Source organism: Fictibacillus sp. S7, assembly GCF_004127935.1.
Lineage (GTDB): Bacteria > Bacillota > Bacilli > Bacillales > Fictibacillaceae > Fictibacillus_C > Fictibacillus_C enclensis.
This window is the reverse complement of record NZ_QJKL01000001.1, coordinates 4335647-4349624: the sequence shown is the minus strand read 5'-3', so window position 1 is coordinate 4349624 and position 13978 is coordinate 4335647. Positions and strand designations below refer to the sequence as shown.

The window sequence follows — 13978 nt, the reverse complement described above, 5'->3', positions numbered from 1 at the left end:
GAGTTTGTGGACTAAATCCCATTTCAGAAAACTTAAAAATGCTAATAAGAAGAAAGAAGGGACTTTCTCTCTTTCTTCCTTCTTTTTTATAACAGAAAAATATGCATATTTTATGAAGGGCTGAATACCAAAAAAGGACCCATAAATGGGTCCATATCAGGTGTCTAGCCTTATGAATAAAATACAGAAAGCAAAAAAATGCGTAATTGGATGAGCTATTTGGTTGGGGCTTTGATTACCAGTATTGGAATCTTGACAACTTGTAGCAATGGTTTTTTTATGCCTGTAGCGAGGAGAATATGGCTGTATGCATCAGGGGGAACTTCATAAACTTCTTAGTGCTCTCCTGTACCTTAGTCTAAAGTTATTCGAATTCCCACTTATATCCCAAACCCCAAACTGTTTTAAGATAATCATTAATTGGAAACCCCACTTTCCTAAACTTTTCACGGATATTTCTAACATGAGAGTCAATAGTCCTCCCCTCTGTTTCTGAATCAATCCCCCAGATTATCTCTATTAATTGTTCTCTATTAAAAACTCTTCTCGGGAATTTGATTAAAAGATGAATCATTTCAAATTCCTTTCGAGTGAGTGTAATAGGCTCATTTTTATAGGTAATGAGATGGCGTTTTTCTTCAATTACCAACCCCTCAACGACAAAACCATTTGATGAGTTGAAATTATTCCTTCTTAACACTGCCTCTATTCTGGCAAGTAATACATCTTCGTCAAATGGCTTGATAATATAATCATCTGCTCCTAGCTTTAATCCTTTTACCATATCCAGTTTTTGACTTCTCGCCGTCAACATAATGATAGGTACTTGAGACCATTCACGGATTAATTGGCAAGTTTCCCATCCATCCATGCCAGGCATCATTATATCCAGTAAAACTAAGTGAATTGATTCTCTTTTTATGATTGAAACTGCCTCTTCTCCAGAATGTGCTTTATATACTTCATAAGCAGTAGGTGGCAAATACAGTGAGATCAGTTCTACCATGCGTTCTTCATCATCTACAATCAGTACTTTTTTCATCATCTTCTTACCTCCTTACTCAACAAGATTGTCATTGTTGTACCATGTCCTATTTGGCTTGTGACCGTAATTTTCCCATCATGACGTTCAACAATTTCTTTAGCAATAGCCAAACCGAGGCCTGAACCACCCTTTTCTCTAGTACGCGATTTCTCTACACGGTATAATCTCTCCCAAATAAATGCTAAATCCTCCTCAGGTATTCCTTCCCCCTGATCAATCACTTGAATTATAATATGATCTTTGGTACCGCCCACTTTTACAATAACGCCAGTGCCAGCTGCAGAGTGTTTCAATGCATTGTCTAATAGAATGAGAATAACTTGAGCAATACGTTTATCATCTATGTGTAATGTGTAATCCCCGTCAGTAACAAAATCTAAAGTGACTTTTTTTGAATAAAATGCGGGTTTCATATTGTCTATTACTTTTCTGATTAATTTGGTTATCGAAACTTCTTTCTTGTTAATTAAAAATTGGGTTTGATCCATTTTTGCTAATTCAAAAAGATCTTCAATAAGTTTTGTTAAGTTCTCGGCCTCTTCATCGATAATCCTTAAATATTTTTCTCGTTCCTTTTTACTTAAAAGTGGCCGCTTAGCGACATTAGTATATCCCTTAATATAAGTCAAAGGTGTTCTCAATTCATGTGAGACATTTGCCAAAAACTCTTTTCTTTCTTTTTGTAACCTGTACAATTCTTCAGACAAACTTGTAATCTCTAAAGCCAATTCACCTAACTCATCGTTTCGGTTTATATCTAATGAAACCTTATGATAACCCCGACTTAATTTTTGAGTGGTTTCTTTCATTCTAATTAAAGGTTTCGTAATAGTCCTAGATAAAAAAATCACCGTAATAACAGAAATGATCAATGAAATCAAACTTACATTTATAATTTCTTCCTTAAGGTGTCGATTCATGTCTTGAATGAACCTTGTATCCAGGAACATAAATACATATGCTCGGTGTTTCCCATTAATAACGATAGGCGAAACAGATGCAAAATAAGCTTTATCCCGCCAGTCACTCTCGATTAAGATTCCATGGTGGGTAGCGTTCAGTTTTTTATTTAAAATGGCTTTCATTCTGGAATCAATTTCGCTAGAGCTCTCTAGAATATTTTTTTGTGTGTCAGTAATTACCACCTTCGTTGTTGCCTGTTGTTCCATGAGAGCTACATGATGCAAAGTGAGAACATCGAATTGTTTCTCTAATACATCCCGATGGTTATTACCACGTGCAATCAGGTCTTGTGTCTCTTCATTTATTCGACTATTTAGCAATGCCTGATACAAAAGAACAAAAATCACGAATTCAAGCAACAATAAAATGACAAGGAATAAACTTCCTAGTTTTATAGTAAGTCTCATTTTTTGTCTCCTGCTAGAACCAATAAACTAAAGTATCCATTACTCCAAAAATGATAATTAAGGTTCCAAAAATTTGTTGAACAGTACGTCCGTATCTTCTACCCTTTTTCATAATTGCAACGCTTAGGCCAAAATAACCGATTAGCCCTATAAAACTAAGAAAAGGAATTGCCATCCCTATGGCAAAAATACCTGGTAGGACGGCGGCTCCATATGAAGTGAAAAAAACTAAGGGCATTAGTAAAATAAAAAACAAAGAGAACATAGTCGGACATAATCGAAAAGCTGCAGCCTAATAAAAAAGCATTCCAAATCACTTTCTTTTTCATTAGATTCTCTAAATTAATCATTTTAATTGTCCATTTAATTTTTAGGATTCCCAACATATAAAAACCTATAAGTATTAATAAAGGACCAAGTGTTTTTCGGATAATAGGAAAGACTATAGTCATTTTTGTTTGAAATGTCTCCCCTAAACTCCAAACGATGATACCTAATAGACTAAAAACCAGAATCTTGCCTAGTATATAGGCGACATTTTCGAGCCATGCAATAGATTGCTGTAAAGACCTATTACCATAATACATTATGGCGCTTATATTTCCGGTTAACTGACAAGGAGCAATAGCTCCAATCATACCTAAAATTAAAGTAGCTAACAAAGGCCATACCTTGAGCCTGATAAAACATATTAGTTAAAGGTTCATTATAAACACGACTGAATAAATTGAAAAAATCGTACATGGTTTTCCCCCTGAAAAAACCATATATTATAAATGTGAAGAATTTATGCAGTTTAGTACATTTAACGTTTATATAAACGCCATCTTCAAAAAATCTCTTTATTTTTAAAATACAAATAAAAAAAACTTTTAGGGGGGATTTGTGAGTAGTATATATAAACCATTAACTATTCCCACTTCTTACTTTATAGATTCAAAGGGGATCATTCGCAACAAATATATCGGTCCAATGTCTTATGAAGTCATGAAAGATTCCATCAATAGAATGAACTAATATTGCATTTACGGCAGACAACACAGGAACTTGGCCATTGCATTGCCACTTGCCACTTGCCACTTGCCACATCATACAGCAGGAGAAGGTCAAAAAGAAGGCGGGATGTTTACCACCGTCAAATACATGAACAACTAATAAACAGAAGAAGAGCTGACAGAGATTTGTCAGCTCTTTTTTAGATTTTAGGAGTGGGAGTAGGTTTTGCATACCCTTCTTGATACAAGTTATCAATCTTTTTCCTGATTTCCTTTAAGGACATACCCTCGTTAAAATCTTTCATCGACTGAGCCGCAATTTGCAAACATACATCGCATTTGGTTCCATGATCGTCCCATACAATGGATCCCCCATTTTTATTCTCATGTACAAAACAGTCGTAATTGTTTTTATGGTTAACTGATTCACCGCAACCACAATAACACGGAATTTTTTCCAGCAACTCTTTATTTTTAGCAGCCGCCTGATAAATCACTTGGATTTCTTTCGGTTTATCCGTTAAAAAAGTGGGTAAAACATCTACTTTTCCTGTTTCCTCTCGAATATCTCCTGCACCAGTTGATGCATGTTGACTATGTTGCTCTGAAGTTGCACTTGGCTTTTCCTTTTCATTCGAACAAGCTACTAATAAAGATAACGATACGATTAAAACAAGAGATATCAATGACGTTCGTTTCATTCGCTTAATTACCACCTTTATGAAGTGTCCTAATCCCCCTACTATACCAGAAAACACACATAGATAATTTCATACTAAGGGATACTTATGTAGAAGTTATGAAGTTTCATTAATTTTTTCAAATGCGTTTATCACCGCAAATTTGAGGATAAACAAGCCCTGAACTTCTCAAAAAACAAGGAGGAATTGACCATGTCCCACGAGCAATTTAAAGAATGTATCGAGGAATGCCTATCTTGTATGCAAGTATGTAACCATTGCTTTAATTCCTGTTTGCAGGAAGAGGATGTAAAAATGATGGCGGAATGCATCCGTTTGGACCGCGAATGTGCAGATATCTGTGCCTATGCGGCAGATGCGATGTCCAGAAACAGCCCGTTTGCCTCACAAATCTGCCAGCTATGTGCTGAAATTTGCGAAGCGTGCGGCAATGAATGTAAAAAACATGACCACGACCATTGTCAACAATGTGCCGAAGCATGCCTCCGATGTGCTGAGGTTTGCCGTAAAATGGTAAGTTAAAAGGAGCGAGCTATGTTTCACTATACCGTAGATACAAACCAAACCATTGATGAAGCCGTGAACACATTAGAAAAAAACTTGAAAGAAGAAAAATTCGGTGTGCTTTGGCAGCTGGACCTTCCTGCAAAATTGCAGGAAAAAGGGGTGGAGGATTATACCACGCCTTATCGTGTACTGGAAGTTTGCAATCCGAAAGAAGCAGCCAGAGTATTAAACCTAAATGAATTAGTCGGGTATTTTCTTCCCTGTAAAATCACCGTTTATGAAAGTGACGGGAAAACCAAGATTGGGCTTCCTAAGCCGACCATGATGGTTGATTTTATTGAAGATGAAGAATTGAAAAGCATTGCTAAGAATATCGAATCCACGCTTATCAAAGTTTTAGATAAAAGCAAGTAAAGAAGAACCTCCGCTGCTACTAACAGTGGAGGTTTTTTCTAAGATAAAGGTAATGTAATATATACAGCCGTCCCTTTCTCTGGAACGCTCTCAATCCAAATACGCCCTTCATGAGCCTCAACCAACTGTTTAGCTATGGCAAGCCCTATACCGCTTCCACCATACCTTCGGTTCCTGGATTTCTCCGTTCTGTAAAACCGTTCGAACACTTTTTGAGCATCCTCATCTGAAATTCCAATCCCTGTATCTGTAATGATAATTTGAGCCTTTGAATCTAATTTCTTCGTAGCCACGGTCACGGTTCCACCTGCTGGCGTAAATTTTAGTGCATTTGAGAGTAAATTGATAAAAACCTGCATCATCCGTTTTTTATCCAATGGCAATTGGAGGTCAGTATTGGAAGATGAAAGTATCACTCCCTTTTGCACATAGGATTCTTTAATGGTGTTTATACTTTGCTGGATCAAATTACCTAGATCCTCTTGCTCCTTATCTAAAACAAAGCCAGGTGCCTCAAACGTTGTTAATTGTTCCAGGTCCTCCACTAATGAAATCAGACGTTCGATTTCTTCCCCGAAGGAATGTAGGCGTTCTGGAGTTGCTTGGAATATACCATCTTCGATGGCTTCTATATGACTTTTAAGCGTGGCCAAAGGGGTCCGCAATTCATGGGCAATATCGCTGGTCATGTTTTGACGAGCTGTTTCCTGTTTTTCAAGCTGGGAAGCCAACTCATTTAGAGAATGTCCCAACTCTTGCAGCTCATCATGTCCCTGGGTTACCACACGCGTCTTAAGATCTCCCTTTGCCATTTCTTCAGCTGCCTTTCTCATCTTCACAAGCGGCCTTGCTAACTTTTTGGCAACGATGTAACTAAGGAAACACACCAATAAAAAAACACCAACCGCTGTCCAAAAAATAGATCCTAAAACAGCTCTTTCAAAATGCAGGGTAAGAGGTTGAATGGCACGGAAATTGGGGGCATCCATTTGGAACATCTTAAAGTGATAGTGAACTTCCAACAGGATAACCAAGCTCGCCAAAGTAAAAATTAGAGTGGCTGCAAGGATAAAAATAAGGGTAAGGCGAGCGTGTAACCCTCTCATTTTCATATGGCCTCACCCCTTAAATTTGTAGCCAACACCAAATACCGTTTGAATGTATTTTGGCTGCTTGGGATTGGTTTCAATCTTATGCCGAAGGTTTTTGATATGTTGATCAATGGTTCGAGGTTCTCCTTCATAATTAAAACCCAGTACTTTTTCTACGAGTTCTTCCCTTGAGAACGTACGGTTAGGGTGTCTTGCAAAGACCAATAAGGTTTTATATTCTATCTTTGTTAAGTTTACTGGCGATTGCATGACAAACACTTCTTGAGAATTCGCATCAATGGTTAACTCTCCGCCAGCATAAGAAATTTGATCGGCAAGCAGATCATTGTCGTTAACACGTCTCAGAATTGCTTTTACTCGCATCACCAATTCTTTAGGGCTAAACGGTTTGAGCATGTAATCATCAGCTCCCAAAGACAAACCGTTTATCCTTTCATTTTCCTTCACTTTTGCGGTGAGCATCATAATGGGAACGGCAGCCTCCTGACGAATAGAAGTACAAACCTCTTCTCCACTCATATCTGGTAACATCAAATCCAAAATGACAAAATCAATGTGACTATTTTTCATATGACGTAACGCTTCTTGGCCTGTTGATGCTTCTATCGTTTTATATCCATCCTTACTCAAATAAGTTGAGATTACCTCTAGTATCTTTTCTTCATCATCGATAATTAATATTGTTTTAGCCAAATCAATCTCTCCTCATTTTACCTTTTTGGCTTATTATACATGAAAATTTTTATCGTAAACTTGTTTTCCCCATTTTCATAAGTTCTTCACAACCTCTGGTTACAATTGAATTTAACCTGCAAAAGAATGGAAGAATAATACCAGGAACGATCTAAAAAGGAGGACTATTTGTGAACCACCATGGACATAACCATGAACATCATCACGAGCACCATCATGAGCATGAAAAAAATAAACATAGCAATCATGATCACTCCCAACATCACGGCCATATGGTGGAAGACTTTAAAAAACGGTTTTGGATTTCCATCCTAATTACAATACCTATTCTTATTTTGTCTCCGATGATTCAAATGTTTTTAAATGTAAACTGGCGTTTTTCCTACGACCTTTACATTTTGTTTTTCCTTTCCACGCTTATCTTTTTCTACGGTGGATGGCCGTTTCTTACGGGTGCCGTTCAGGAATTGAAAAATAGGGCACCTGGTATGATGACCTTAATCGCCCTGGCGATTGTTGTAGCCTATGTGTATAGTTCTTTATCTGTATTTGGTTTGAGTGAAAGTAACTTTTTCTGGGAACTGGCCACTCTGATTGATATTATGCTTTTAGGTCATTGGATTGAAATGAGGTCAGTAATGGGGGCTTCACGGGCACTTGAGGAATTGGTCAAGTTGATGCCAACTGAGGCCCATCTTATACAAGAAGACGGCTCGACAACGGATGTTTCATTAGAAGATATATCTAATGGCGATAGACTTCTTGTAAAACCAGGTGAAAAGATTCCAGTCGATGGAGAGATCATTGAGGGATCCTCTACCATTAACGAATCGATGCTTACAGGAGAATCGGTTCCTGTCCATAAAAAGACGCGTGACGAAGTCATCGGAGGTTCGATCAACGGAGAAGGCTCCCTAACCATTACCGTTCAAAAAACAGGGGATGATACTTACTTGTCCCAAGTGATCACTTTGGTAAAAGAAGCCCAAGAATCCAAATCAAAAACCCAGGACTTGTCCAATCGAGCAGCTAAATGGCTTTTCTATATCGCTCTTGTTGCTGGCTTATTGACCTTACTCGTCTGGTTACTATTAGGTTATTCCTTCTCCTACGGCCTGGAACGAATGGTTACTGTAATGGTCATTTCTTGCCCTCATGCATTAGGGCTCGCTGTTCCATTAGTGATTGCCGTTTCCACTGCCTTGTCGGCCAAAAAGGGGTTACTGATTCGGGACAGAACGCAGTTTGAAGGCGCAAAAGATATCAACGCGGTAGTATTTGATAAAACAGGTACATTAACAGAAGGGAAATTTGGGGTGACCGATCTTTCTGTAACCAATGGAATGGATGAAAATGAAGTACTTTCCATCGCGGCCTCTGTTGAGTCCCAATCAGAACATCCAATTGCCCTCGGCATCGTTAAAGAAGGAAAGAAGCGAGGATTATCACTGAAAAAGGTGAGTGATTTTCAATCCATGACTGGAGCAGGGTTAAAAGCGATGGTCGATAACCAAGAGGTCATGGTCGTCAGTCCTGGTTATATGCAACAAAACAACATCCATTATGACCAAGATCTATTTAAAACTAGGGCAAGCCAAGGAAAGACCGTTGTGTTTGTCATTATTGATAACCAGTTAGGCGGAATGATTGGATTAGCCGATATTGTACGCGATACTGCTAAGGACGCTGTGCGTTCTTTGAAAGAAATGGGCATAGAATCAATCATGATTACAGGTGACAATCGTCAAGTAGCAAACTATGTAGGCAACCAACTCGGTATAGATCAAATCTATGCTGAAGTGCTTCCACATCAAAAGTCAGACCGTATCGATGAGATTAAAGCAAAGGGACAGAAAGTGGCTATGACAGGCGATGGTGTAAATGACGCTCCTGCCCTTGCAAAGGCTGATTTAGGAATCGCCATCGGTGCTGGAACCGATGTGGCCGTAGAAACAGCAGATGTTGTCCTTGTAAAGAGCAATCCTCTGGATGTGGTAAATGTAGTACAGCTATCTAAAGCAACTTACAGAAAGATGATCCAGAATCTATGGTGGGCAGCTGGATATAATATCATCGCCATCCCTTTGGCAGCAGGCATTTTATTTCCACTTGGTATTGTTTTATCCCCCGCGGTCGGTGCCGTATTGATGTCATTAAGTACAATCATCGTTGCTATCAATGCAAAATTGTTAAAAGCATAAAAAAAAACGGAAATTTCATTAAGATGAAATTTCCGTTTTTTTGCTCTTATTCAGGTTGAAGCTCGCTTTCGGTTACCCATTTATGATTTTTGACTTTTTCGCCACCTGTTGTAGGTGTATAGTCGACCATATAGACCGTTGTCTTTTCAGACGATTCGATAACGGCCGAAGCTCCTTTCATTCCTTTCATATGGTCCGCATTCAATTTGACTTTATCGCCTTGTTTTAGTTCTTTGTTTCCTGCATTCTGAATTTCCTCGTGAATGACCCACTTATGATTTTTCACGGGCTTTCCACCTGTTGTTGGTGTATAAGTAACCACATAAGCCGTAGTATCAAAAGCACCTACAATTTTTGCTTTTGCTCCGTCCATACCTTCCATGTGATCCGCCTTAATAATTGCTTGGCTTCCTACTTGATATTTAGGGTTTTCTGCTTTCTTTAGGTCTTTTGGTACTTCGCCTGAACCTGAATGCTTCATGCCTTCATGATTCATGCCTCCATCTTTCATTTCATGTTTGTCCATATTTTTATCGCCACTGTCATTTGAACAAGCTGCCAACGTAAGCGATAATGCCAGTAATGAAGTGGCAAAGATGTTGTTTTTCATTCTCATGTTGTGCACCCTCCTAGACTTTATCTTACTAATCCATTTTTATCTTTCACCGTAACTTCATGCAATTATACATAAAAGTTATGAAGAAGTTGTGAAGAAATAGATCTTTTTTAAACATTTCCAATTTATTTAGTGAGAATAGTTGTCCAGTCAAATAATAAACAATTCGGGAGTAATATCTGGTCTAGTGCCAATTGTTTTAGGAATGTGAAGAAAGGCAATCATTGGTGTGTCCATTAGATGTCTCCTTCTTAAGAATTTTTTTTATATTAAAAAGTCAATGTATAGAAGAGAATGTTCTTATGTACACGGATCCAATCTTGTTCATCGCGAATCATCTGGGTTACCTTTGCTTTACCAGAAGCCGTTTTCTCTCCTCACACTTTCTTTCCTTTACGCTTGTTATATACATACAGTCCAATATAAATTTCTGAAGTGAGTATTCGGAAGATAGAAGAGGCACCAAAGTTTTTACTTTCTTTCCTTTTTGGAATAATCCCTTTTTCATAAAGCATGTCGCCAATCTTCTTCTGTTTCTTCATAACCATCATCCTCTTTGAAAAGCATAAGGTCCTTAATAGGTCTAAGTTCCAAATATTTTCCTTTTAAAAGTTTATTTCCTTCTTCAACTAACCTGTCCTGTATCTCAATAAGAAAAGCCGCCTGTAATGTCAGCTGAAGTTCTTAGAGTAACGCACCCTATCCAGTTTTGAAGACAGATTGGAACACTTTCTAAAATAATTCTTACATAGAAAACCCTGACTCTATTGAGCGGGGTTTTATTATTTTTGGTGTATTTATTGTGAACTGTAAGGTTCATGAACCTTTGAATACCACTGTTTTCCAGGCCTTTGTTAACCTGTATGACCTTGACGTGTTCATGAAACTTGGGTACACTTTATAATTGATATAGATTATCATTATCGTTACATATAAGGAGTGTCCTTCATGTATAGGAAAATCTTTAATCTCAAAACCTTTCTTTTTACTGTTGCATTACTTGTAGTTATAGGTGTGATTGTATGGCAGGGAGTACATTTCCAAGGTAATCCTGACCCCACAGCTAAAAACATCTCACCAGGAGCTGCTATAATCAATACTTCTATTCTTGTTTTTAGAGAAGGCTTAGAGGCCATTTTGGTCTTATCGGCCATCATTTCAGGGTTAGTTCGTCAAAAAAAGGAAACGATTTGGAAGCCTATTTCGATTGGAGCAGGTGTCTCATTTTTAGCCACACTCGCAACTTGGTTTATTGTGGTAGCCATTATTTCATCAGTAAATGCTTCAGAGTTAAATATTCAGGCGTTCACGGGTGTCCTTGCGGTAATTGTTCTGCTAATCATTATGAATTGGTTCTTTCATAAGATTTATTGGACAGGTTGGATCAGTCTCCACAATCGAAAGAAACAACAAATCACCTCAAATAGCGGTGAAAATGTGCAAACAACAACGTTTTGGTCACTTTTCATATTAGGTCTTACTTCAATATATCGAGAAGGTTTTGAGATTGTCCTCTTTCTTCAAAATTTACGACTTAAGGTAGGGTCCGAGGTCATACTCCAAGGTGCATTAATTGGACTCGCGTTAACAATGATCGTTGGTGTACTTACCTTCTTAGCACAACGCCGTCTTCCACATAAAAAAATGTTGGTTTATACAGGCGGTCTTTTAGTAGTCGTTTTAGCCGTTATGGTCGGTGAAACCGTACAAGAAATGCAACTGGCTGGTTGGATGAGTACAACCACCCTAAACATCTACATTCCTGAATGGGCAGGCGTTTGGTTCTGTATTTTCCCAACAGTTGAAACATTAGCCTTTCAAGCACTAGCGGTGGTATATGTATTGGGTTCTTACTTCGCTGCTCGATATTTTACAAAACGAAAAGCGGTAAAACAAAAATTAATAACTGACATGTAAAAACGAAGAAATTACAGGTAAAGAGCATACCCAATGGTATGCTCTTTTTAATGTGAATCTGTAGCCTTTATATTTCGGGTATTGGAGTGGGATTGGCATCCCCTTTTTGATAGGTCTTGTCCACCTTTTCTCTAATTTCTTTTATGGACATTCCTTGGTCAAAATCCTTTACAGATTGAGCAGCAATTTTCAAACACACATCACATTTGGTTCCATGATCATCCCAAGTCACTGCACCATCTTCTTTATTCTCATGGACAAAGCAATCATAGTTATTTTTATGATTTATCGATTCTCCACATCTACAGTAGCAAGGGATCTTTTCCAACAACTCTTTATGATTAGCAGCTGCTTGATATATAACCTGTATTTCTTTTGGTTGCTTCACAAAAAATCTAGGAAGTGACTCAACATTCGCTTTTTCCTCCCTAATATCTCCAGTATTTTGAGTCTGAGATTGTTCATGTTCTTGATGACTCCCTTGACTCGCTTGCTGTTCTTGATTGGAACAAGCAATAAGAAAAGACATAACAAGGGGTATAATTAAAAGTCTCCCTTTCATTAAGTCGTTAACTCTCCTCTCCCAAAAACAATGTATCTTTGTAAAAACATCGCGATAAACACATAATTATTTCATCATAACAGACAAATATGTAGAAGTTTGTGAAGTTACACAATGTTTTTTAAACACGTTTATTCCTTTGTTTTATAGGTAAAATAAGCACTGAGCTTTAATACTATTAAGGAGAAATGGACCATATCACACGAACAGTTTCAAGAGTGTATTGAAGAATGTCTATCATGTATGAAGGTTTGTAATCATTGTTTTAACGCTTGTTTTGGTGAAGACGACGTAAAAATGATGGCAGACTGTATCCGTCTGGATCGGGAATGTGCAGATATCTGGTTATACTGCGGATGCCATGTCAAGAAACAGCCCTTTTGCTCAAGAGATTTGCAGCCTCTGGCCCAAATTTGTGAAGCCTGCGGAAACGAGTGTAAAAAACATGATCACAACCACTGTCAGAAGTGTGCGGAAGCATGCCTTCGCTGTGCAGAAGTGTGCCGTAAAATGGTTAGCTAAAAAGATTAGTCTAACCAAATTTCAGATGGAGTTGATTTAATGTTTCTATACAATAACCACAAACAAATCAATTGATGAAGCTGTGGCATCTTTAGAAAAGAATTTAAAAGAAGAAAAGTTTGACGTCCTTTGGCAGTTGGATCTCCCTGCTAAATTGCAAGAAAAAGGTGTAAAGGATTACAACAAACCCTATCGAGTATTAGAAGTTTGTAATCCACAAGAAGACGCTAGATCGTTATGAATCTAAACCAATTAGTTGGTTACTTTCTGCCTATAACTTCAATCTACAATGGAATCAGATTAGAAAATAATGAAAGAATAATATCATACAAGAGCTTGGAAAGGAGTGGATACCTTGAATCATCATGAACATCATCATCACAGCGAAACAAAAACTACTCACTCAGAACACCATAACCACGATCATTCCAATCACCATGGCCATATGGTCGAGGAATTTAAATAGCGGTTTTGGATCCTTTTCATTACACTACGATTTTAGTTATGTCTCCGTGATTCTTTGGTGGGCCCCTGCTGTTAGTGCTGTTCTTATGTCGTTGAGTACCATCATTGTTGCTATAAATGCAAAGGTGTTAAAAGTCTGATACACAAATAAGCAGTGAATTTCGTTGAAGAAATTCCTGCTTTTTTATGTGGTAAAAAGGTTTTGGATCGGTTAAGGGGAATATCTCATCTAGAATGATTTAAGTGAGGAGGAGGCTTCATGGATGAAAGGCGATTTAATCCTGATAACAAGGAATTATTAGATACACCAGAAAGAAGAAAATTGTTACCTCCAGAAAAATTACTTGGGTTGCTTCCGTTCAAGAACAACGATGAAGTATTAGACCTTGGAGCAGGTACAGGATACTTTTCCATTCCCGCTTCTAAATTAACTAACGGGTCGGTTTATGCACTGGATATCGATACTGGTTTATTAGAGGTAATTCATTCCCATATTAAAGAGCAAGGTATATCCAATATTCAATTGTTAGAAGGAAAGGTACAAAACCTCCCACTATCTGATTCGACAATCGATATTGTCATTGCCTCATTGGTATTACACGCAGTTGATCCTCTTTCAGAAGGGATGAGCGAAATCAAACGAGTAATGAAGACAGGAGCTTATCTCCTGTGCTTCGATTGGGAAAAGATAGAGAGTCGTTTAGGGCCACCATTAGATATTCGGATACCATCTTCAGAGATGGAAAAATCGTTGGCAGATGGAGGGTTTAAAATCATTAAAAAAGTATTCCCAGTGGACTTCCTCTATATCTTTGTGGCACAAAAAGCGTAATACTAAAAAGAGAGAACCCCTTTTGA

At 37.9% G+C, this 13978-nt stretch carries 15 protein-coding genes and 2 pseudogenes; 8 read left to right on the top strand and 9 right to left on the bottom strand.

Translation table 11 applies throughout. The features are described 5' to 3' along the window. Positions 1-364: 364 nt before the first annotated feature. The 3 genes from DMO16_RS22120 to DMO16_RS25485 all read right to left on the bottom strand — a co-directional run bounded on the left by DMO16_RS22120 (position 365) and on the right by DMO16_RS25485 (position 3077). Positions 365-1042 carry a response regulator transcription factor gene (locus DMO16_RS22120; RefSeq protein ID WP_129480468.1) on the bottom strand — a complete coding sequence of 226 codons (678 nt, stop codon included), beginning with the start codon at positions 1040-1042 and terminating at the stop codon, positions 365-367. Continuing rightward, positions 1042-2415 carry a sensor histidine kinase gene (locus DMO16_RS22115; protein ID WP_129480063.1) on the bottom strand — a complete coding sequence of 458 codons (1374 nt, stop codon included), beginning with the start codon at positions 2413-2415 and terminating at the stop codon, positions 1042-1044. Before DMO16_RS22115 ends, DMO16_RS22120 begins: the two co-directional genes overlap by 1 nt. 155 nt (positions 2416-2570) lie before the next feature. Next, a complete protein-coding gene (locus tag DMO16_RS25485) occupies positions 2571-3077 on the bottom strand; it encodes a cytochrome c biogenesis CcdA family protein (protein WP_129480062.1) in 507 nt (168 codons plus the stop codon). Positions 3078-3430: 353 nt separating this feature from the next. On the opposite strand from DMO16_RS25485, the pseudogene DMO16_RS25480 reads away from it, so the two are divergent. Then, a pseudogene (locus DMO16_RS25480) lies at positions 3431-3562 on the top strand (multicopper oxidase domain-containing protein); the annotation flags it as partial. Positions 3563-3610: 48 nt separating this feature from the next. On the opposite strand, the gene DMO16_RS22100 reads toward DMO16_RS25480, so the two are convergent. Then, a complete protein-coding gene (locus tag DMO16_RS22100; protein WP_129480061.1) occupies positions 3611-4111 on the bottom strand; it encodes a PCYCGC motif-containing (lipo)protein in 501 nt (166 codons plus the stop codon). 192 nt (positions 4112-4303) lie between these two features. On the opposite strand from DMO16_RS22100, the gene DMO16_RS22095 reads away from it, so the two are divergent. Continuing rightward, the gene (locus tag DMO16_RS22095; RefSeq protein WP_129480060.1) at positions 4304-4633 is read left to right on the top strand and encodes a four-helix bundle copper-binding protein; all 330 of its coding nucleotides are present in this window, start codon (positions 4304-4306) and stop codon (positions 4631-4633) included. Between the two features lie 12 nt (positions 4634-4645). Beyond that, on the top strand, positions 4646-5032 hold the full coding sequence (locus tag DMO16_RS22090; protein WP_129480059.1) for a DUF302 domain-containing protein: 387 nt from the start codon (positions 4646-4648) through the stop codon (positions 5030-5032). Positions 5033-5070: 38 nt separating this feature from the next. On the opposite strand, the gene DMO16_RS22085 is transcribed toward DMO16_RS22090, so the two are convergent. Both DMO16_RS22085 and DMO16_RS22080 read right to left on the bottom strand, forming a co-directional pair. After that, complete coding sequence (locus DMO16_RS22085; protein ID WP_241840631.1) at positions 5071-6144, bottom strand: ATP-binding protein; 1074 nt, start codon at positions 6142-6144, stop codon at positions 5071-5073. A 6-nt stretch (positions 6145-6150) separates the two neighbouring features. Further along, entirely contained in the window at positions 6151-6837 is a 687-nt protein-coding gene (locus DMO16_RS22080; protein ID WP_241840630.1) for a response regulator transcription factor, read from the bottom strand. Between the two features lie 344 nt (positions 6838-7181). On the opposite strand from DMO16_RS22080, the gene DMO16_RS22075 reads away from it, so the two are divergent. Continuing rightward, positions 7182-9038: a copper-translocating P-type ATPase gene (locus DMO16_RS22075; RefSeq protein ID WP_425590080.1), complete on the top strand. Its 1857-nt coding sequence runs from the start codon at positions 7182-7184 to the stop codon at positions 9036-9038. A 46-nt stretch (positions 9039-9084) separates the two neighbouring features. Here DMO16_RS22075 and DMO16_RS22070 read toward each other — a convergent pair whose 3' ends face one another. Together DMO16_RS22070 and DMO16_RS22065 are read right to left on the bottom strand one after the other, a co-directional pair. After that, positions 9085-9648, bottom strand: coding sequence for a YdhK family protein (locus tag DMO16_RS22070; RefSeq protein WP_129480463.1), 564 nt, complete (start codon positions 9646-9648; stop codon positions 9085-9087). Between the two features lie 383 nt (positions 9649-10031). Continuing rightward, complete coding sequence (locus DMO16_RS22065; protein ID WP_164988991.1) at positions 10032-10196, bottom strand: recombinase family protein; 165 nt, start codon at positions 10194-10196, stop codon at positions 10032-10034. A gap of 406 nt (positions 10197-10602) precedes the next feature. Here DMO16_RS22065 and DMO16_RS22060 point away from each other — a divergent pair, with 406 nt between their 5' ends. Beyond that, positions 10603-11571, top strand: a complete 969-nt coding sequence (locus DMO16_RS22060) for an FTR1 family iron permease (protein ID WP_129480057.1) — start codon at positions 10603-10605, stop codon at positions 11569-11571. A 67-nt stretch (positions 11572-11638) separates the two neighbouring features. Here the strand turns inward: DMO16_RS22060 and DMO16_RS22055 are convergent, their stop codons facing one another. Beyond that, complete coding sequence (locus tag DMO16_RS22055; RefSeq protein WP_129480056.1) at positions 11639-12133, bottom strand: PCYCGC motif-containing (lipo)protein; 495 nt, start codon at positions 12131-12133, stop codon at positions 11639-11641. 243 nt (positions 12134-12376) lie between these two features. Here DMO16_RS22055 and DMO16_RS25475 point away from each other — a divergent pair. The 3 genes and pseudogenes from DMO16_RS25475 (at position 12377) to DMO16_RS22040 (ending at position 13952) form a co-directional block, all read left to right on the top strand. Further along, positions 12377-12655: pseudogene (locus DMO16_RS25475) on the top strand (four-helix bundle copper-binding protein). 82 nt (positions 12656-12737) lie between these two features. Continuing rightward, positions 12738-12896 (top strand): DUF302 domain-containing protein, encoded by a 159-nt coding sequence (locus DMO16_RS22045; RefSeq protein WP_425590048.1) that lies wholly within the window; start codon positions 12738-12740, stop codon positions 12894-12896. A 483-nt stretch (positions 12897-13379) separates the two neighbouring features. Beyond that, positions 13380-13952 carry a class I SAM-dependent methyltransferase gene (locus tag DMO16_RS22040; protein WP_129480055.1) on the top strand — a complete coding sequence of 191 codons (573 nt, stop codon included), beginning with the start codon at positions 13380-13382 and terminating at the stop codon, positions 13950-13952. Positions 13953-13978: the final 26 nt, after the last annotated feature.